Source organism: Proteus sp. G4380, assembly GCF_963885725.1.
GTDB classification, from domain to species: Bacteria; Pseudomonadota; Gammaproteobacteria; order Enterobacterales; family Enterobacteriaceae; genus Proteus; species Proteus mirabilis.
The window spans coordinates 51181-71878 of sequence record NZ_CAWPAV010000029.1 but is presented as its reverse complement, the minus strand read 5'-3'; the positions used below and the strand labels follow the sequence as shown (position 1 = coordinate 71878).

At 35.9% G+C, this 20698-nt stretch carries 19 protein-coding genes; 11 read left to right on the top strand and 8 right to left on the bottom strand.

Annotated elements, in window-relative coordinates; genetic code table 11:
* The first annotated feature begins 479 nt into the window (after nucleotides 1-479).
* Entirely contained in the window at nucleotides 480-1607 is a 1128-nt protein-coding gene (locus AACU98_RS01975; protein ID WP_161735423.1) for a hypothetical protein, read from the top strand.
* Nucleotides 1608-1741: 134 nt separating this feature from the next.
* Here the strand turns inward: AACU98_RS01975 and AACU98_RS01970 are convergent, their stop codons facing one another.
* Nucleotides 1742-2251 carry a GNAT family N-acetyltransferase gene (locus tag AACU98_RS01970; RefSeq protein ID WP_161735421.1) on the bottom strand — a complete coding sequence of 170 codons (510 nt, stop codon included), beginning with the start codon at nucleotides 2249-2251 and terminating at the stop codon, nucleotides 1742-1744.
* A 154-nt stretch (nucleotides 2252-2405) separates the two neighbouring features.
* On the opposite strand from AACU98_RS01970, the gene AACU98_RS01965 reads away from it, so the two are divergent.
* The 5 genes from AACU98_RS01965 to AACU98_RS01945 all read left to right on the top strand — a co-directional run bounded on the left by AACU98_RS01965 (nucleotide 2406) and on the right by AACU98_RS01945 (nucleotide 5408).
* Nucleotides 2406-2897 carry a hypothetical protein gene (locus tag AACU98_RS01965; RefSeq protein ID WP_004242988.1) on the top strand — a complete coding sequence of 164 codons (492 nt, stop codon included), beginning with the start codon at nucleotides 2406-2408 and terminating at the stop codon, nucleotides 2895-2897.
* Nucleotides 2898-3155: 258 nt separating this feature from the next.
* Nucleotides 3156-3377, top strand: a complete 222-nt coding sequence (gene osmB / locus AACU98_RS01960) for an osmotically-inducible lipoprotein OsmB (protein WP_004248092.1) — start codon at nucleotides 3156-3158, stop codon at nucleotides 3375-3377.
* Nucleotides 3378-3918: 541 nt separating this feature from the next.
* The gene (gene ydfG / locus AACU98_RS01955) at nucleotides 3919-4668 is read left to right on the top strand and encodes a bifunctional NADP-dependent 3-hydroxy acid dehydrogenase/3-hydroxypropionate dehydrogenase YdfG (RefSeq protein ID WP_004242991.1); all 750 of its coding nucleotides are present in this window, start codon (nucleotides 3919-3921) and stop codon (nucleotides 4666-4668) included.
* Between the two features lie 97 nt (nucleotides 4669-4765).
* The gene (locus AACU98_RS01950; RefSeq protein WP_004242992.1) at nucleotides 4766-5122 is read left to right on the top strand and encodes a DUF1283 family protein; all 357 of its coding nucleotides are present in this window, start codon (nucleotides 4766-4768) and stop codon (nucleotides 5120-5122) included.
* Nucleotides 5123-5171: 49 nt separating this feature from the next.
* Nucleotides 5172-5408: a DUF1161 domain-containing protein gene (locus AACU98_RS01945; RefSeq protein ID WP_004242993.1), complete on the top strand. Its 237-nt coding sequence runs from the start codon at nucleotides 5172-5174 to the stop codon at nucleotides 5406-5408.
* 229 nt (nucleotides 5409-5637) lie between these two features.
* Here the strand turns inward: AACU98_RS01945 and bioD are convergent, their stop codons facing one another.
* The 3 genes from bioD to AACU98_RS01930 form a co-directional block, all read right to left on the bottom strand.
* A complete protein-coding gene (gene bioD, locus AACU98_RS01940) occupies nucleotides 5638-6309 on the bottom strand; it encodes a dethiobiotin synthase (protein ID WP_004242994.1) in 672 nt (223 codons plus the stop codon).
* A gap of 195 nt (nucleotides 6310-6504) precedes the next feature.
* A complete protein-coding gene (gene mlc, locus AACU98_RS01935) occupies nucleotides 6505-7716 on the bottom strand; it encodes a sugar metabolism global transcriptional regulator Mlc (protein WP_004242997.1) in 1212 nt (403 codons plus the stop codon).
* A 129-nt stretch (nucleotides 7717-7845) separates the two neighbouring features.
* Nucleotides 7846-8760 (bottom strand): LysR family transcriptional regulator, encoded by a 915-nt coding sequence (locus AACU98_RS01930; RefSeq protein WP_004242999.1) that lies wholly within the window; start codon nucleotides 8758-8760, stop codon nucleotides 7846-7848.
* Between the two features lie 138 nt (nucleotides 8761-8898).
* On the opposite strand from AACU98_RS01930, the gene AACU98_RS01925 reads away from it, so the two are divergent.
* Complete coding sequence (locus AACU98_RS01925) at nucleotides 8899-10164, top strand: MFS transporter (protein WP_161735419.1); 1266 nt, start codon at nucleotides 8899-8901, stop codon at nucleotides 10162-10164.
* 472 nt (nucleotides 10165-10636) lie between these two features.
* The gene (gene tus, locus AACU98_RS01920; protein WP_012367947.1) at nucleotides 10637-11566 is read left to right on the top strand and encodes a DNA replication terminus site-binding protein; all 930 of its coding nucleotides are present in this window, start codon (nucleotides 10637-10639) and stop codon (nucleotides 11564-11566) included.
* 75 nt (nucleotides 11567-11641) lie between these two features.
* Here tus and fumC read toward each other — a convergent pair whose 3' ends face one another.
* Nucleotides 11642-13039, bottom strand: coding sequence for a class II fumarate hydratase (gene fumC, locus AACU98_RS01915; protein ID WP_004243002.1), 1398 nt, complete (start codon nucleotides 13037-13039; stop codon nucleotides 11642-11644).
* 574 nt (nucleotides 13040-13613) lie between these two features.
* Here fumC and AACU98_RS01910 point away from each other — a divergent pair.
* Nucleotides 13614-15287, top strand: a complete 1674-nt coding sequence (locus AACU98_RS01910) for a YdgA family protein (protein ID WP_036972011.1) — start codon at nucleotides 13614-13616, stop codon at nucleotides 15285-15287.
* 81 nt (nucleotides 15288-15368) lie between these two features.
* On the opposite strand, the gene AACU98_RS01905 is transcribed toward AACU98_RS01910, so the two are convergent.
* Entirely contained in the window at nucleotides 15369-16328 is a 960-nt protein-coding gene (locus AACU98_RS01905) for a hypothetical protein (protein WP_004251131.1), read from the bottom strand.
* Between the two features lie 559 nt (nucleotides 16329-16887).
* On the opposite strand from AACU98_RS01905, the gene add reads away from it, so the two are divergent.
* Entirely contained in the window at nucleotides 16888-17889 is a 1002-nt protein-coding gene (add, locus tag AACU98_RS01900) for an adenosine deaminase (RefSeq protein ID WP_161735417.1), read from the top strand.
* A gap of 68 nt (nucleotides 17890-17957) precedes the next feature.
* Here the strand turns inward: add and AACU98_RS01895 are convergent, their stop codons facing one another.
* Together AACU98_RS01895 and AACU98_RS01890 are read right to left on the bottom strand one after the other, a co-directional pair.
* Complete coding sequence (locus AACU98_RS01895; RefSeq protein ID WP_004243014.1) at nucleotides 17958-18944, bottom strand: bile acid:sodium symporter family protein; 987 nt, start codon at nucleotides 18942-18944, stop codon at nucleotides 17958-17960.
* Between the two features lie 22 nt (nucleotides 18945-18966).
* Nucleotides 18967-20010: an oxidoreductase gene (locus AACU98_RS01890; RefSeq protein ID WP_036894957.1), complete on the bottom strand. Its 1044-nt coding sequence runs from the start codon at nucleotides 20008-20010 to the stop codon at nucleotides 18967-18969.
* Between the two features lie 132 nt (nucleotides 20011-20142).
* Here AACU98_RS01890 and AACU98_RS01885 point away from each other — a divergent pair, with 132 nt between their 5' ends.
* The gene (locus AACU98_RS01885; RefSeq protein WP_161735415.1) at nucleotides 20143-20610 is read left to right on the top strand and encodes a DUF2569 family protein; all 468 of its coding nucleotides are present in this window, start codon (nucleotides 20143-20145) and stop codon (nucleotides 20608-20610) included.
* The last annotated feature ends 88 nt before the right edge of the window (nucleotides 20611-20698 follow it).

The window sequence follows — 20698 nt, the reverse complement described above, 5'->3', positions numbered from 1 at the left end:
TAACATAGCGTCACACATTATGCGAATCTTGATGGCTAAATAGTTGACTGGCGCACAACAAGACGTGATACTGGTTCAAGTAAATAAAATCCCCTTTTCATTCGGTAACTTAGTATTTCCAACCAACCGACTTTCTTTAATTTATATGCTGATGCTACATTGCTAGCCGAGGTTTGTTATAGGAAATGACGATATGTTCATAATATATAACACATCTCATATATAAGAGTGATTTTTGTATATTTCCTTGTTCGTCTTATTTCTATATTTAATACATCAGAATAGATAAAATTAAAACTCCATTATTAAAATTCCATTATAGTTAAAGTAAATTATTCCTATAGAGATACTCGCATAAAGATAATCATATTGGAATATAAATATTTTTATGAATATTCCTTTTTTATATGCTAGGCTAATTTAATAAAAATCTTATCTCTTAATAAGAAATAATTTTTAGTAAATTCCTAGGAACATTTATGAAAATTAAATACTTACCATTTTTTATATTACTCATGACAACAGGTACAACATTAAGCTATGCTACTGATGGTGAAATTAAAATAATGGCAGGGAAAACTGGCTATGTAGGCGAAGTTATTCCAGTGACAAAATTAGCTGAAACCTTTCCTAAAAGTTTCACTGCCCCTTCGAGCGCTAATTATTATGCTAGGCTTGGTTTTCTGAGCCTTACCAACCAGACGGGTTATTGTGGTAGTACCGATGGGCTACAAAAAATACCTGAAATTAATGAATGGGGATTTAAACTAATAAATAAAAACTATCCTACCTCTGGCTATTTACTATTGGCGATAAATGGAAACATTGGAGGACAATATAAAACTAATAATTCAGGTATCCAAAATATAAAAGGAGTATTAACTCGATCTAAGTTGACTCGTTCAAGTTTATATAATGTAAGCAAAAATGGTTCTTTTTGCTGGGGACCTTCGGCTTATGATCAAGAAAATTTTTATGATCCTTCTTTTCGATCTTATGTCTCTATTAGTATAAATAGTTATTCAGTTTATGCATATGGCGATATAAAACCTGGTATTTTTTCATTAGAAACTAGTTTTAAGTTGTCAAGAAATACAGCTAATAGCGTTGATGATAGTACTGCTTATTTTATCCGCCCTGGAGAAATTAAAGTTACGGCCTTAAGAAGCTGTAACGTGACAAGTAGTACTGAGACTAATATTAAATTTAAAGATCAATTTACATCAACATTTACTTCACCAACATTATTAGATACTTCACCAGTAAATTCCGTTAATGTTACATGTACTCAAGGTGGAAAAAACTATATTACAATAAAAGCTTATAATAGTCTTGTTAGTGGAAATATGTCTGGAATGCTTTTAAATGGAACAAAATCAAACAATCAATCAGAAGTTTATGTTGTTGCATCATTAAAAAGTTTAACAAATCAAACATGTCAAGCGAATGATACAAGTGCCATTAGATTCTTTGATGGTCACTATATACCCAATATGGATAATATAAAATCCTTTAATCAAACTTTTCTATTCGGTCTATGTGCTAATGGCAAAGTTATAGCAGATAAATATTCAGGAGCTGTCGATGTTTCATTTATCGTTGAGTAATTATTCTGATTGAGCAGAAATCAGATATTAAAACCAATTTTAACTAAGTTTTTTATTAATATTTCTCTAAAGGTATAAATAGTAATTTTACACCTATTTATACTATTTACACCATTTGTCACACCACTTGTGAATTATACAACTTCCCCATTTAATTCTAATATATTTACATTCCAATTTTGACTACCTAATTCACACACCATACCACCGTCATATATAAATTCTTTCTTCTCATTATTCTCAATAAAACGGGTGAGATTTTTCATCGGAATATATCCAGAGGAGAGATAATAAGCATGAAAAACAGCAAATAAAATAGAAAAATTAACAGAATGCTCTTTCAGTATAGCATGAGCCATTTTTATTAATGATGCCGCAACGCCCTTTCCTCGGTATTTGTGAGCCACCACTACACAACTCAATATACCAATGGTTTCAGGAAATGAATCTAGGTAAACATCTCGTAAATAAACAGCTACATGTCCGATAACCTGATTATCATCAATTGCCAGTACCAACTTGTAAGGTATATCAACCTGATAAAAATTACCCTTCATATCCTCAAAAGCTGAATTCTGTAAGGCTATTGCTTGCTGCAGAATTTGTTCACTAACATCTGACCAACTATAACATTCAATTCTCATTTGATTTCTCGCTCTTATAAAACCCTTTATTTATTAATGGAATAATGTTAAATAATATTAATTATTTATTCTATTGGTGACCTATTGTTTTTCATTTATACTCCCCTCCATTATAAACATATTTTTATAAAACACCTGTACAAATAGAGGACCAATGGAATATTTAAATACAAAAATTATTATCGGTAGTTCAATCATCGCTTTAGCAACACTGTATTTTGCTATTTATTTAATACTATATCTTATTAAATGCGTTAGGACTCAAACGCCTTTTACTTTAAGAAAAATATGGAAACAATGGTTATTGAGTAGTGTTATTGGTCTAATTGGTGCTTATATTGTACAACTTGGTGATAATCAAAGAAGAAGCGAATTTACCAAAGAAGAGGTTAGCTTTATGAATGAAAATAAAGCATATAGCCAATTTACCTCAGCAGACAAAGATCTCGCGTCAAAAATAACCCATAAATGTACTTACAATTCAGATGCTGTATTTGAACAATGTTTACCAAAAATACTGACTTGGGAAGCAAAAATTTATCAATCATATAATGCACATCGTAAAATTTCTGATAGTGAAGCGATAAAATATACAGAAGAAGAATTACGCGATAAGCATAATTACTGGATCAACAAAAAACGCTAACTACCCATCTGATCCATTAGATTTAATAGGCTTAGAATCTGTAAGTTATTTTAAGCCTATTCTTAATATCTCTCATTTTGTAATACAATGCTCATTTTATTAACTAACTTAATCAGATAGTTAGTTATTATTACTTTTTTAATGCTTTTTAATACGCATTTTAGGAGTATTGCACCCTATTCTTCCCGAATATTCTGATGCCAGTACGATTATGATAGCAGTAACTTTATAATGTTCTTTATACTGGAGCTTATAAAAATGAATATCACGTTTAAGAAAATTGGAACAATGTGTGTCGCTTCTGTTCTGCTTTTTTCACTTGCGGGTTGTTCAAGCATGACAAAACGCGATCGTAATACAGCAATTGGTGCCGGTGCTGGTGCTATAGGTGGTGCAATTTTAACAGATGGTAGTCCATTAGGAACCATTGGCGGCGGTGTATTAGGTGGTGTTATTGGCCATCAAGTTGGCAAAAAATAACTATTACCGTTATTTACTATGCTAAACTGAGCTTATAAATTTTTATAAGCTCAGATTCGAGCAATGACCTATATAGTAATCATAGTTACGAGTAAATGATGGTAAGAACGGCTCTATTGAAAATTAAAAATTTGATTATTTGGCTTTATCATCAGTTTAGCGATCTGCTCCATATCGCGGTGACTTTTGTACTCTGTTATTTTTGCTTTCTTTTATCTCCCACACTTACCATTGCCGTTATAGGCGTCGTGATTATTGTTGTAACCATGTTTTTATTAAGCCTATTTGTTTTGCCCTAGCTTTTTTATGACACCTCTGTATTAAACCTTCTCTACTGTGACACGAAATAAAAACCCCCTTTCAACCCACTTTGATCAGTAGTGAAAAACGTATAACTCAGTGATGATTAAAGTTAAAAATCTTTTACATTGGCAAAGAACCTTATCTTTCCCCTGATTTATCTCAAAGCTGCATTTTTCAACTTGACTCTTGTTAACGTTCGCTTTTTACTTTCAAAGATTAAAACAATGAGGATAAGTAAATGATTATATTTATCACCGGTGCTTCAGCAGGTTTTGGAGAAGCTATTGCTCGTCACTTTATTAACCATGGACACAAAGTTATTGGTACCGCGAGACGTCTTGATAAACTGCAAGCTCTTCATCAAGAACTGGGCGATCTATTCTATCCTTTACAATTAGATGTCACCGATAAAAAAGCAGTCAGTGAAATTTATCATCAATTGCCAGAACAATGGCGCTCAATTGATGTATTAGTCAATAATGCAGGACTCGCTTTAGGGTTAAGTACCGCTGATAAAGCCAATCTTGATGATTGGGATACTATGATCGAAACTAATAATAAAGGTTTAGTGCATGTCACTCGTGCATTACTACCCTCAATGGTTGAACGTAATGTCGGGCATATTATTAATATCAGCTCAACAGCGGCTTCTTGGCCTTATATGGGGGGAAATGTGTATGGTGCAACCAAAGCCTTTGTTAAGCAATTTAGCCTAGGCTTACGTGCCGATCTTCAAGGTAAAAAAATACGTGTTACTGATATTGAACCCGGTCTTGTGGGGGGAACTGAGTTCTCATTAGTACGCTTTAAAGGTGATACCGATAAAGTAGAACAAACTTATGCAGGAGCAGATGCGCTTACTCCTGAAGATGTTGCACAGGCGGTTTTTTGGACGGCAACATTGCCTGCACATGTTAATATTAATACGCTTGAGATGATGCCCGTCAGTCAATCTTTTGCCGGATTAAGTGTGCACCGACAAAATTAAACGCACTGAAAACTCATTTTTTGTTAAGGGATCATATATACTTGTTGATATAAAATAGTCATTGTTCAGTGCTACATAATTTTAGAGGATAGCCATTATGATAAATACGTTAACTAAGAAACAAGCAACAAGGACTCTGCTATTTTCACTATTTCTTGGTTTATCCGTGTCTTCTTTTTCTTCTGTTGCAGCTTCAACAAATGTAACCATTAATGGCAATGGCTATGATAATGTTTTAGATAAAGAGCAAGCTCGACAAATGAAAGAAGATTGGGATCAAAAACGCGATCTCCGTAATAAAATCAACCAACGCGAAAAAACTGAGTTTAATAAAATAGATAAAGCTATTGATGAGCGTGATGCTTGTTTAAAAAGCGCCAATATCTATGCTTACTGGGAGCCAGAAACACGTCGCTGTTTAGACAGTAATACTGGTCGCCCAATTAACCCTTAATATAAATAAAACAATGATGTTTTAAAAATCAAGCAAGGAGAGAAATGTTATGAAAAAATATCTATTTGCAGTACTGGCTACATTGTTCGCATTTGCACCTTTAGCCGCAAATGCTGGATGTGATGAAGTCGTTCAAGATATTCAACAAAAAATTGAAAATAATGGTGTTCCTGCGGCTAACTTTACCCTAACAGTGGTTGAAAATGATCAAGTTGCACAGACCGAAGGTAAAGTTGTAGGTACTTGTGAAAATGATTCCAAAAAAATCATTTATACTCGCCATTAATCACTGATTTAATAGAATTAATAGCTAAAAAGGGTACTTTGTGTGCCCTTTTCTTTTTTAACCTAAATAGCGATTAGGCTATTAATATTTAGTATTCATTGTTAAATAAAAAAACACCCAATGAGTTAACCCATTAGGCGTTGATAAGTAATAAGTAAAACTAAATATTAATAGAAAATAAGTTATTGAATAGAAATAACTTATTGTTATTCTCTTTGATTGACCTTAACTAAGCGGGTTGAGCGATTTCTAACTGACTTAAGTCAAGATAACAAGAGAGATCACGTTCTTCAGGGCGTAATAAATACGGGATTTCACCAATCAATGGGGCTGGAATATGTTGAGATAACCTTTCTACAATTTTTGCATAGTGCGGTAACCCAGGATTAATTCTATTAGCCACCCAACCAACTAATTCTAAACCATCATTAATAATAGATTGCGCGGTTAGAATTGAGTGATTGACACAACCAGGTTGGATCCCAACCACTAGAACAACAGGAATTTTTTCTTTAGCCACCCAGTCTGAATAAAAAGTATTATCATCAAGTAAATAGCGCCAACCACCATTTCCCTCGATAACAACGCATTCAGCTTTTTGGCCCAAATTATTTAGTTCACTTGAAATTTGATGGAAGTCTATTGCATTTTCACTTACATAACAATTTTCTAGCAAAATAGGGTTAATTTCGTCGTAGCGAGCGTCAATAGGTGAGGAATTATGAATAATCTGAGCATCACGATTACGATTACCCTCAACCGTTTCATGTAATTCGGTTGCGATAGGCTTAAAGCCCACTGCTGTTGTCCCGCCACGATTTATTGACTGAAGAAGTGCTCGGGTGACAACAGTTTTACCTATGTTGGTATCTGTCCCCGTAACAAACAAGCGTGTTAACATATAATTTACTTCCGTTATGACAGATAAATCAGGTTTACGAAAAATGACAGAGATTAGAGTTTAGGGTAACACTGTTTATGGTGGCTTGAGTTAGCTCAATTTTTTAGTTAATTGAGTAAAAATAGGGTAATGTAAGTGATCAATTGGCCTACTTCTCTATGCATAATACTTTAATTATACTTTATTGTATTATTATTAGCCTTGCATTAACTCAAGTAATAATGAGCCATTATATAAGGCTTCTTTTACTAGTGATGCCGCTGGCAATGTGCCTTTATTGCGCAATTCTGTTTCTTCAATAACCAAGTTATGGGCGTATCTAGGTAATACATGGTGTTGGATACTACTAAGGATCAGGGGGAAAAGTGCAGATTTTGCTCTACACAGAGGTGAACCTATTAATATTTTTTGAGGATTAAAAATATTGACCATCACGGCTAAAATAAAACCAAGTCGTTGCGCCACTAAATTAATGATGTCTAATGCTTGTTTATCACCAATTAATACAGCATCACATAGCGTTTCTACCGTAATCGGATATTGATTAAGTATTGAGGTGGGATTTTCTTGCGCCAAGTGCTGTGCTTTTTTAATTAACTGAGGGATCGATATTTCCGTTTCTAAACACCCTTTTGCACCACAATAACATTGCGTCTGTGAATCAATAACTTTTGTATGCCCTATTTCGACGGCACTATGGCTGTTTGAATGTAATGTCTTTCCATTAGTCACAACCCCTGCACCGACAATATCATCAATAACAATTTGCAGAATATCGGTGTTATTTTTGGCTGCACCATAGAGTGATTCAGCCATCGTCCAAGCCGTTACACTGTGTTGTAAGAAAACAGCAACACCTGTTTTTTCCTGAATTTTATCAGCCAGCGGGATATCTTGGATAGCATAGTAAGGAGAGCTATAAATAACGCCACTAATCGGATCAACAATTGCATTCATGGTAATACTAATTGCAGTAAGGCGCTCTACTCTTGATTGATAACGTTGAAAGAATGTATCTATTGCAGCAAGGAAATGATGCAAAAAAGCATCACTATTTTGTTTAGGAAAGTCGAAGGTATCTTCAACAACTAATTGATTATCAAGCTCTCTTAAACTAAAAAGTAGGCTACCATTATTTACTCGAATACATAAAAATTGCCACCCTTTGCTCTCTAACTTTAAACCAACAGCCGGCCGTCCTCGAAATCCTAACCCAGGAAATTCTGTTTCATGAATAAGGTGTGCTTCAACTAATTCTCGCGTAATTTTAGTAATACTGGCAGGCGCAAGTGTTGCTTTTTTAGATAATGAGATGCGAGAAATAGGACCATGTTCATCAATTAATCGAAAAACAGTGCCAAGATTAAATTGTTTTACATGATCAATATGGCTAGGCGGGATCCCCATTTCATCTTATCCTTAATAAAAAAGCCGTAATTAATTCGAAGCTCTAAATAATTATTTTTCGATTATGTCGTCAGTTTGTGATAATTGTACAATAATTACATAAAAATCGTGATGGAAAGCACATATAAATCAAGATTTTTGATCTTCTAAGATATTTTTTAGCAATAATTGAGTCAACCTATTGGCCGCAGCGGGGATCGTTCGTTTGTTATGAGAAACTAACCATACTTCAGAGAAAGCATTCGAATTAGCAAAATGCAGATAATGCACACCATCAACTTTCATGCGGGTAAATGATTTTGTCACAATAGAAATCCCTAATCCGGCAGCGACAAGCCCCAAGATGGTCATCGCCTCTCCGGCTTCCTGTGCTATCGTTGGTGTAATTCCCGCAAGGCTAAGCAATTGAATAATTTCATCATAAAGCGCCGTTCCTACATCTCGCTCAAAAAATACAAAAGGATATTGCCCAATATCTTGAATATTTACGCCTGTTTCTTTGTATTCAAGTAAAGGATGCCCTTCATAAACTGCCAAAATAAAAGGTTCACGAAATAGGAGCTGGTGGTGCAAATTATCAGGTAACACCGTATTACGCATAATTCCCAAATCGATGTGGCCAGTTAATAATGGTGATATTTGCTGTTTAGTATTCATTTGATGCATATGAATACCGACTTCAGGATAATTTTCCCTAAATTGACGCAAACTTAACGTAACCAAATGCATAAAAGGTGTTGTTGAGGTAAAACCAATTGAAATTTCACCTAATTCTCCTTTTTCCATTCTTGATGCTCGTGTCGCTACCGCCTTAACTTGTGCCATAATTTGATAGGATCCTTTTAAAAACATTTGTCCTGCCGGGGTTAACGAAACAGAACGATTGGTTCTTTCGAGTAAACGAGCCCCTATCTCACTTTCTAAGGCTTGTATTTGCTGACTTAAAGGAGGTTGGGAAATATTTAATCTCTCAGCTGCCTTACCAAAATGTAATTCTTCAGCAACAGCAATAAAATAACGTAAATGGCGAAGTTCTATATTCATAATTTGTATTATTCGTTGATGTAAATGCCTATTGATACTTTAAAAGTCTTATTGCTAATGATTAATATATTAGACAAAAAAATCAAATGTTTCTAACATTGATATAAATCAAATTTAAGTATTGGATAGCCACTTTTTATGGACACTCATGAAATAAGCAGTAAAAACATGGCCCTAAAAGAAGATGTTTCTATCAACACCACTTCTAAACCAAACAGTCCGAAACACTATATCCAGCGTGATGACGCGCTTTATATAAAAGTGACAGTGTCATTTTTTATGGTTGGTTTAGCCACTTTTGCATTACTCTACTTTGTGCAACCTATCTTACCTATCCTATCAAAAGAATTTTCAGTCACCCCTGCAACCAGTAGTCTTGCTTTATCGCTTTCTACAGGTCTTATGGCTTGTGGTCTATTGATTACAGGGCCTCTTTCTGATGCGTTTGGTCGAAAAAATGTGATGGTTATTGCGCTATTTTGTGCGGCTTTTTTCACACTATTAAGTACCATGATGAATAGCTGGACGGGGATTTTAATTACACGAGCACTCGTAGGACTATCACTTAGTGGTGTTGCAGCCGTTGCGATGACCTACCTTAGCGAAGAGATCCATCCTGCTTATCTAGCCTTATCGATGGGGCTTTATATTAGCGGTAACTCTATTGGTGGTATGAGTGGCCGTGTTATTACTGGTGTTTTGAGTGATTATTACTCTTGGCGTGTGTCTGTGATTATTTTAGGTATTTTTGCCCTTGTTGCTGCTATCATTTTTTGGCGAATATTGCCGACATCACAACATTTTAGGCCAGCAACCTTAAAACCACGTAATCTTCTTATCACAACTAAATTGCATTTTAGAGATAAAGGACTCCCTCTTCTTTTTATTGAAGGTGGCTTGTTAATGGGAGGATTTGTAACCTTATTTAATTATATTGGTTATCGCCTATTAGATGCACCTTATTCATTAACTCAAACAACCGTTGGTTTAATTTCAATTGTTTATTTGAGTGGAACTTATAGCGCATCGAAAGCAGGCTTATTAACCAATAAATATGGATTAGGTAAAGTGTTTATTGCCGGTGTTTCTATGATGCTAGCGGGTATATTAATTACACTATTCGACTCTCTAGCAATTATTTTTATAGGTATGCTTATTTTAACTACAGGTTTTTTTGCTGCCCATGCGGTAGCAAGTAGTTGGGTTGGACGTCGAGCTAAACGAGGACGTGCGCAGGCCTCTTCCCTTTATCTATTTACCTATTATGCAGGCTCGAGTATTGCGGGAACACTAGGTGGGATCTTCTGGGTCAATTTTGGTTGGCTTGGTGTTGGTTTGTTTATTGCTTTTTTAATGTTAACCGCACTATTAATCGCACTGCGCCTTAATCGAATAGCACAATAAAAAGTCATAATTTTCTGTCTGTTAATTTATAAAAACCTATTGATAATAAAGAAAATTGTGACTTTACTTTGCTTTTTTTAGTATGGAGTCTCTATTTTGAAAAGGACAACAACCATGACTTTAATAAAATTACCAATAATACTAGCAACACTATTATTTGCATCTATATCTGTTGCCACAGTAGACAACTGTCCACCGACTAAGCCAGATTGTGTAGACGAATATACAGCTTTTCATTACCCTCCTGAAGAAGATTAAAAATAAAACCAAGCTAGCTTAAAAAAACCGCATATAACGATATTTAAGAAAAATATCATCAACAAAGTGCCCTTTTATCGCTATACTGTATAAATAAACAGTATAGCGTAATTTTTTAATTTTCACCCTACTAGACGATATACATTCCACTGAAGTTTATGTATTGTTTTTAATAACGGCTAATTGTATGTTGTAACTAAATAAGGTTATAGAGATGAGCAAATATGATGCAATACAGCGATTTAATCTCTGTTTTCAACAACTTGAAACAGAAATCAATGCTCTTACCGATTTTCTTCGTCAGTTAAAGCAACTTCCTTCTGCGGTTTTTGAATTACCTGAGGTAAGTAAAGAAGATGAACATGATGAGATAACAAATGTTACAGTGTCACCTAGTTATGATCTTGATGCTTTAGAACTCTCTTTAAAATTAATGACCAATCTCTTTATCTATGATAATGCCCCACATGTCAGTAGCAAGCGTGCGATACGTTTACCGGGGGTACTCTGTTTTAGTGTCAGCAATCCTGTATTTAAGAATGTAAAAACACAAGTAGAGAGCATTAATTCATTAAAAAAACAGCTTTCAGATATTGTGACGAAAGAGTCTGGTATTTCGAAAGAAGAACGTTTTGATTTTGTCCATAATCAGCTAAAAGGCTTAATTACACTTAATGCTTATCGCACCCTCACCCTACTTTCTGATCCTGATACAGTACGTTTTGGCTGGGCCAATAAAAACATTATAAAAAACTTAACTCGTAATGATGTGTTAGCTCAGCTAGAAAAAAGTCGAGAAGCCAATCGCGCCGTACCTCCTTATACTAGTGAACAATGGGCTGAACGTATCGATAAAGAGATAATGACCCTTTCACAACTCCCGGAAAATGCCAAATTAAAAATTAAGCGTCCAGTGAAAGTCCAACCTATTGCCAGAGTTTGGTATTCGGAGCAACAAAAACAGGTACAATATGCTTGTCCCCTACCATTATTAGCTTTCTATATTGATAAAGCGTCGGATTTTAAGCCCATAATAGGTGAATTAGCTGATTATGATGTGAATAATATTCAAATTCGCCATCGCCCTAAAGCCAAAAAGTTACAATTACTTATTCCACGCTTACATTTATATCTTGAAAAATAAGCAATAGAAAAAAAATCCCGCTATCTGGGATAGCGGGATCCAATATTGTACTAGATAAAATAAGCGTATAATTGCTTATTTTTTCATACTACCAACCATATCTTCTGGACGTACCCAGCTATCAAATTCTTCTGCTGTCAGGTAGTTCAGTTTCAGTGCAGATTCTTTCAGCGTTAAGCCCTCTTTATGAGCTTTCTTCGCGATCTCTGCAGCTTTGTCATAACCGATATGGGTATTTAATGCCGTAACCAGCATTAAAGACTCATGCAATAATTTATTAATACGCTCACGGTTTGGTTCAATACCAATAGCACAATGCTCGTTAAAGCTACGCATACCATCAGCCAATAAACGCACTGATTGTAGGAAGTTATCAATAATCATTGGGCGATATACGTTCAGTTCAAAGTTACCTGAAGCACCACCGATATTGATAGCAACATCATTCCCCATAACTTGAGCGCACAGCATGGTCAACGCTTCACACTGAGTTGGGTTCACTTTACCTGGCATAATGGAGCTACCTGGCTCATTTTCTGGAATAGAAATTTCGCCAATACCGCAGCGAGGGCCAGATGCTAACCAACGTACATCATTAGCTATTTTCATTAATGAGGCAGCTAAACCTTTTAACGCACCATGAGAATGAACCAGTGCATCACAGGTTGCTAATGCTTCAAATTTGTTAGGAGCCGTGACAAATGGCTGACCTGATAATTCAGCGATACGTTTAGCAACGCGAACTGCGTACTCAGGATGTGTATTTAATCCTGTACCAACCGCCGTTCCGCCCAACGCAAGCTCACACACATGAGGAACTGAATCTTCGATATGTTTGATATTATGCTCAAGCATCGCCGCCCAACCGGAGATTTCTTGACCTAATGTAAGTGGTGTCGCATCTTGCAGGTGAGTACGACCAATCTTGACGATATCATGGAAAGCTTCTGCTTTCTCTTTAAATACTTTCAGTAATGATTTTAATTCCGGCAGTAAATCCTGACGTAATGCGATAACAGCAGCGACATGCATGGCCGTTGGGAACACATCATTTGAACTTTGACTTTTGTTAACATCATCATTCGGATGAATTTTGCGTTCCATGCCACGGATACCACCTAGTATCTCACTACCACGGTTAGCTAACACTTCATTCATATTCATATTTGATTGAGTGCCAGAACCGGTCTGCCAGATTGCTAATGGGAATTCAGTTGGGTGTTTACCTGCCAGCACTTCATCAGCAGCAGCAATAATTGCATCTGCACGTTCTTTAGGTAATAACCCGAGATCCATATTGACACCGGCGGCGGCTTTTTTGGTTAAAGCAAGCGCGTGGATCAGTGCAACAGGCATTTTTTCTACTGAAATACGGAAGTGTTCTAGAGAACGCTGCGTTTGAGCTCCCCATAACTGGTCAGCTGGTACTTCGATTTGTCCCATTGAGTCTTTTTCAATGCGAGTGGCTGCCATTTCAATCTCCTTAAGTACACAGAATAATTGATTAGTTCCGAATTACTTTCTAGTAAATAACTCGGATACAGCTATCATGCCATAAATAGAATAATAAATATGAGAGCTAAAGCGAGCTTATGAAATTTATAACAGAATGAAATTGGTTGATTTTTCTGATTAAATGAGGTTGGCTCACGATAATATTGGTGTTTTTGCTCTCTATTTATAACCATATTAATTACAAGCTTTTATTCTGTATCATAAATACAAATATGGCTTAAATAAATATACTTTTAATCCAAAAAAGACCAAAAAACGACATTTTTATCTTTAATTGCCTTATTTAAGTTATCTATAATTATTTCTCTTTAAACTCATTGTGTTAGCTTATAACTAAGTAAGTTCTGATTGCGTTCTTATTTCACTAAATCTATATTTACAGAGAATATAGATAGCAATTAATATACGCTAATTATCTATATTCATATTCAGAGTATTGATAACCAAAACCAATTTGTTGGATTGTTTAAGGGTAGCAAAACAATCTTAAGAACGTATGCTACGAAGCATACACAGAGGATGGACTAGAATTATGAAGAAATCGCTTGTCGCTGTTGGTGTTATTGTTGCACTAGGTGTTGTTTGGACCGGTGCATCATGGTACATGGGCAGTAAAATTGAAAGCCGCTTACAGGAAGAAACCAAACGCACTAACGTTCAATTAGCGCAACTTGCTAAAGAAAGCCAATTAGGTGCGGATATTAAACTTGAAATTCGTGACTATAAGAAAGGCGTCTTTACTTCTACTGCTGATCTTGCGGTTGTGATTTCAGAGCATGCCAAATCAGATGAAGATAAAAAAGTAGAAGAAGTGCTCTTTAAGACGGATATTGACCATGGGCCATTCCCTCTTTCTGATATTGCTCAATTTAATCTAGCTCCTAAGTTAGCAGCAATGAATAATACTTTAGTGAATAATGAGACCACTAAAGATCTATTTAAGTTGACCAAAGAGCCATCATTTATTGATATGCACTCTTCTTTATCGTTTGATGGCAGTGTATCAGGTAAAGTTAACATAAATCCTATTAATTACAGCAAAGATGGTAGCCAGTTAACAACATCTGCGTTTCAGATTGATTTTTCTTCCGATAAAAATGCAACAAACATCTCAACAGCAGTAAAAGGTGATGAAGTCATTGTTAAGAAAGGTAATGATGAAACCTTTACGCTGAAAAATATTGCAGGCTCTGTCGAAGGAACTAAAGTTAAAGACGATCAATATCTATTTGATACACAAACACTGAACTTTGGCGATATTACCTTTACGAGCCAAGATAAGTCATCTAATTTCACTTTAAAAGATACTTCTCTTGCTACTAAGAGCCAAATTAAAGATAAATTATTCTTTATCACTCAAGATTATAGTTTTAAATCTCTTAATGTTGGTGGTTTTGATTTTGGTGCGGGTAAATTTGCTTACTCAATTGATAAAGCAGATCCAGATGCGATGTTGCTATTAACAAAAGTTTATAACAGCACCTTCTTACCTTGGAATCAAAATAAATACGATAATTCAGCGATGATTGAGCAAGCTGTACGTGATGTTTTGGAAAAAGGTTTAGTATTCCGTATCGATGAAGCATCACTTACCAATAGCAGTGGCGCAAGCAAGCTAAACTTTAAGTTAGATTTAAATGCGTTCAATGCTGATGCACTGAAAAAAGAAGACAAGGCGCCTTCAGTTCTGTTTAATGAATTGTTCAATAATATCGATTTTAATATCGATCTTTCTGTACCAATGCTAACGGAGTTCCGTAGTACCACACAATACCTTGATGTTATGCGTTATTCTGAAAAAGGCTTAACAGACGAAGATAAAGCTGAAATTCAGAAAACAACCGCTAACGACATGGCACAGTTAAAAACTGAATTACAGCAAAATATCAATCAAATTTCTCAAGACGAGAAAGATGCTCTGCCATTGATGCTGTTATCACAAGACGGTAATAAACTGTCTTTAAACCTGAACTATGCTGCTGATAAATTTACTATGAACGGTAAAACTTACAGCTTTGATGAGTTTATGGAAGTAACACAAGCCCCTCAAATGTTAGGTTTAGCGGCGATGTTATTTGGTGCGGGTGCTTCTTCTTATGATTATGATGACTCTGATTATCCTGAATATTCAGAAGAGCCAGATCAAAATGATGCAATAGAAGAGCCACAAGTTGAGATCCCTGCAGCACCTGCTGAAAACAATTAATTTTAGTCACTGATAACATACAGTCACTAATCAATAAAGCCCCCTATCACCATTCTTATGATAAGGGGCTTTTTATTGTTATTAACAATCACAATTGGGCTTAAACACTTCGCGTGTGCCCCAATCATCTTTACAACATGAATCAATCGCTTTATGCATTATTTCTGCAAGGGTATTAACTGTTGATATAATAGTAGAGAGCTCTTCACAAACATGACGACACGTTGAATTATCTTTATTCAGATCAGGAAGTTTAGGTAATGTTAAACTGTCACATAGAATTTCTTGCAGAACTAAAGAAAAATTAGCGATACCTGTTGTGTATATATAAGAGCGTCCTCCCGTCATCTGCGCTAAGCGCACATACTCTTTCGTGATGTTATCTCTATCAGCAATAGTAGGAAAGCGATCCACATTAGAGGGATCATCATTAGGCGTTCCCTGATAAGTATATACTTTTACTTTTTCGCTTCTAGCAACCACTATTGCCTCATTGTTTTTAAGCACAGCGGCTTGTGTTAATACACCTCCGCCACCTTCCATACCTTCATCACCTAAGACAAAAATTGCACGACGAGCGCCATCTCGCCAATCGAAATATTTACACACATCAATGACGGCTCGGCATAAATCTTCTTTATTTCCAGCATGATCTCGTCCATCAGCCTCTTTAAATGGCGCTCTTGCTTGTAGTTTGTGAGCAGATACACCTTGTGTCATTAAATAGTCAGTCACTGAGCGATCGAACTTAGTATTATCCCACGTACCTTCTATTCCTAAAAAAGTGACTCTTAAACTTGATGGGCAACGTCCTAATGCCTTTTGAACAGCATCATCTATTTGTTGACTTAAATCAGAAGATTCATCAGCCATTGAGCCACTTGTATCTATTACCACAACTAAATCTAAAGCAACATTGCCATCTCCTGTCTCCATTTGTGAACTTAAAGTAGGGTTAGCAGATGGTGGCGGAATTATTGGTTTAGCTATTTGTTTATTACTATCATTATTTATTAAACTATTATTTGATTTTCCATTCATATTCTCGCTCCAATATATGCAATATTAAAAATAAAGTGATTAGCCTTTTTCTAGCAAGAATATATTATGATTTTATTTTGTTTGTTCACTTCCTTATTAAATATAATAGATTTGTTATTTTTTAATATCCCAATATTATTAACAATAATTAATAAAACAATCACTTTATTTATAATTAGATAATCAGCCCTTCCGCTAATAGACATTCTTAATTCTTACTAACACCTATCAGTATATCTGATAGCTTATATCAAAAACTATGATATGTTTGTTTTTAAAGGAAAAATTACATTTTCAGCCAAGTTGATAAGAAGCATCAACTATACTGAAAAATAAAGATAATAAATGTACAGTATTAATTTAAAAATAATTTTTATCATCGAAAAATACAAAAAAAACGCCTCTTTATGTATTAAAAATAAACAACTTTAGTTTAATTTATAGTGAATCAATTGAAAATCATTCATAATAATAGGCAATTTATTACTTTATTCCCCTCAAAAGAAAGTCACCATAACAAGTGGATTTTCATTATTATTATTAAAAAGGAAAATAACACGTGATTGACACACAGTTGCCTTTAACCGATTTGCACCGCCATTTAGATGGAAATATCCGTCCGGAAACAATTTTAGATTTAGCACAACAACATAATATTGCCCTACCTGCCTATGAGCTAGAAACATTGCGCCCACATGTGCAGATAACTAAAAATGAGCCTAGCTTAGTGAGCTTCTTACAAAAGTTAGATTGGGGCGTTGCTGTACTCGCCGATTTAGACGCTTGTCGCCGTGTTGCTTATGAGAACGTCGTCGATGTTGCTAATGCAGGTATTGATTACGCAGAATTACGCTTTTCACCTTACTATATGGCCATGAAGCATCAATTACCGATTGAAGGTGTTGTTGAAGCAATTATTGATGGTGTACAAAGTGCCTTACACACTTATGATGTTGAGATCCGTTTAATCGGCATCTTAAGCCGTACTTTTGGTGAAAATGCCTGCCAGCAAGAATTAAATGGTCTATTAAAACATCAAGATAAAATCACCGCACTTGATTTAGCTGGCGATGAATTAGGTTTCCCTGGGCATTTATTCCAGCCTCACTTTAATCGTGCTCGTGATACAGGCTGGAAGATCACCGTTCATGCAGGTGAAGCAGCTGGTGCTGAAAGTATTTGGCACGCGATTAAAGAATTAGGAGCAAGTCGTATTGGTCACGGTGTTAAAGCCATTGAAGATCCCCGTTTGATGGATTATCTCGCAGATCACCAAATTGGTATTGAATCTTGCTTAACCTCAAATATTCAAACCAGTACTATTGCCTCTTTAGCACAACATCCTCTTAAGAAGTTTTTAGAGCACGGTATTATCGCCTCGCTCAATACTGACGATCCGGCCGTGGAAGGTATTGAGTTAAAACATGAGTATACTGTTGCTGCTCCAGCGGCAGGTTTAACTGCAGCACAAATTCGCCAAGCACAAATTAATGGTCTTACTATGGCTTTTATTAGCCAAGCTGAACGTGATGCATTAATTAAAAAAGTGAGTTTAGGTTAATATTAACGAAAAAATACCGCCTTATTGCTAAGGCGGTATTTTTATCTTTTGCTCTATTTTTACAGTGACTACTGATGGTGTTTTTTAGCTTGATTGGCATAACGCTGAGCTAATATGGCACAAACCATTAATTGAATTTGATGAAATAGCATCAGCGGTAATAGCATGATCCCCACCGTTGCTGCGGGAAATAGTACATTTGCCATGGGAACCCCATTCGCCAAGCTCTTTTTCGAGCCACAAAATACAATCGTGATTTCATCAGCTTTATTAAAGCCAAGCCATCTTGCACTATAAATATTAATAACAAGTACAATAGCCAGTAATACACAACTGACAATGGTGATAGTCAATAACGACCAACCGTCAATTTTATGCCAAATACCTTCAACGACGGCTTCACTAAATGCAACATAAACCACCAGCAAAATAGAAGAGCGATCGGTTCTATTCACTAACATCTTATGATTATCAACCCAACGGCCAATTAATGGACGAGATAAATGACCGATAATAAAAGGCACCATCAGTTGTAATAAAATAGATTGTATCGCCCCCGCAGTATCAAAATGCTCAGCAGAGCCTTGTGTTTCCATTAAAAAACCCACCAGCACAGGGGATAAAAATACCCCTAAAATGCTTGATGCTGATGCACTACAGATTGCCGCGGCTACATTACCACCGGCAACAGAAGTAAAGGCAATAGCGGATTGTACTGTCGCAGGTAAAGCACAAAGATATAAAAATCCCATATAAACGGTAGGTGACATCCAGTCAGGTACCATAAACTGTAGTCCCAACCCTAGTAATGGGAATAAAACAAAAGTACTGGCAAAAACCACTAAATGTAAGCGCCAATGACCAAGTCCTGACAATATCGCTTCTCTAGAAAGCTTTGCCCCATGCAAAAAAAACAATAAGGCGATCGCAGCCGTAGTGAGATGTTGAAAGATGACTTTTATCTCACCTTGCGCAGGTAATAATGTTGCGAGTATGACCACCAAGATCATAATCATTAAAAAAGAGTCAATTTTTAGCTTTTGCCACCAAGACATGGTTTTCGTCACTCCCTAATGTTTACAGCTTAATTGTGGTTTTTGATTGATTTGAAAGGCTCCCGGCTTCAATTAAACGCATAACATTAATGGCCTGTGACACAGTAACAGGACTCTCTTCACCAAATGCAATCGCACGATAAATTTGCTGATAATAAGCGGGATAATTACCTGATAGAGTCGGTAACTTTGTTGTTACTAATTCACCACTCTCTGTCGATAATGTTAATTCACCCTCTTGAGGATCAGCCCCCCAGTTATACATTTCAGTCGGAAGATAACCCGCTTTTAATGCATCTTCTTGGGTATCTAAACCATATTTTACATAACTGCCTTTGGTCCCATGAATAGCAAAAATAGGCGTAGGTGAAGCAACCAACATAGAGGCATGTAAAATAACTTTCAGATGACCATAGTCTAATAGTGTATGAAAGTAGTCAGCATTTTTAGCATTAGGGCGCAACTGAGCAATATCAGCAGTGATTGCATAAGGTTGACCAAAAAGACATACCGCTTGGTCTAGTAAATGAGGGGCCAGATCGTACCAAAGTCCTCCACCAAGTCCGGCATCTTCACGCCAACGTTGGCGCACAGCGGGTCTAAAACGATCGAAATGCGCTTCATAGGCACTGACTTCACCTAATGTTTTATCGGCGAGTAATTTTTGAACGGTAAGAAAACCGGCATCCCAACGACGATTATGAAAAACTGAGAGTAATCTCTTAGCTTCTTTCGCTTGTTGTGCCAATTTTTCTGCTTCATCGAGTGTCAAAGTAAAAGGTTTATCGACAACAACATGTTTACCGTTTTTTAAGGCTTGTGAGGCGTAGGTATAGTGAGTGTTATTAGGTGTTGGAATAACAATTAAATCGATGTCTGGATCATCAATCAGTCGTTGTGGGTTGGCATACACCGTAATATTAGGAAAATCAGCGATAACTTTACTTTCATCAGAGCTTGAAATGGCTGACAGTGTTAACCCCTCAGTGGTACAGATCAGGGGAGCATGAAAGGTTTTACTTGCATAACCATAGCCTATAATCCCCACGTTTAAATTTTTTGTCATAACCCTATCCCGCTTTTATCTTTTTATTCTATAAATGAAAAATGACTTTCACTTCTACAGCTAAATAAATAATAACAAAGTTTGTGATAATATCTCGTTTAGAACTTAGTATAATAGTAGGATCTTTGATTAATGAAATTAAAACCTCAGACAAACGTTTTGCCCGAGCAATCCCCTAAAGCCCCTATTACGGGTTGGTTACTTGCCCCTTTGGCTTATTTGCTGTTGTCGATAGTGGGCTTAGGTTCAATGTCTGTTTTATATTTAATACGATATTTTTCAGATTTTTCGATTATCCACCAGCTACCTTTTCATGTGGTATCAAGCTGGTATCTTTCCGTGTTAACAACATGGGCGATGTTTGCATTTACCGCTTATTTATTAAGACAGTTCTTTTACCGCGCTAAAAATTTTCCTCGTTTATTTATTATTTGGTTATTAATTAACTTATTGTTGGCGATAAAAAGTTTCGGTTTTGCCCCTGTTGATGATCAAACCGCGGTTAAGTCACTATTATGGGCCGTTATGGCAACTGTCTGCTTTGTGCCTTATATCAAATATGCTAAGCGTGTCCGTGAAACTTTCACACAAGATCGATAACTTCATACATTTCAGCTTGATATTATACTCGCCCGTTTAGCCTCTTTATTTTATGAGGCTTTTTCTCCATTTTTTAACAATTTTGGCA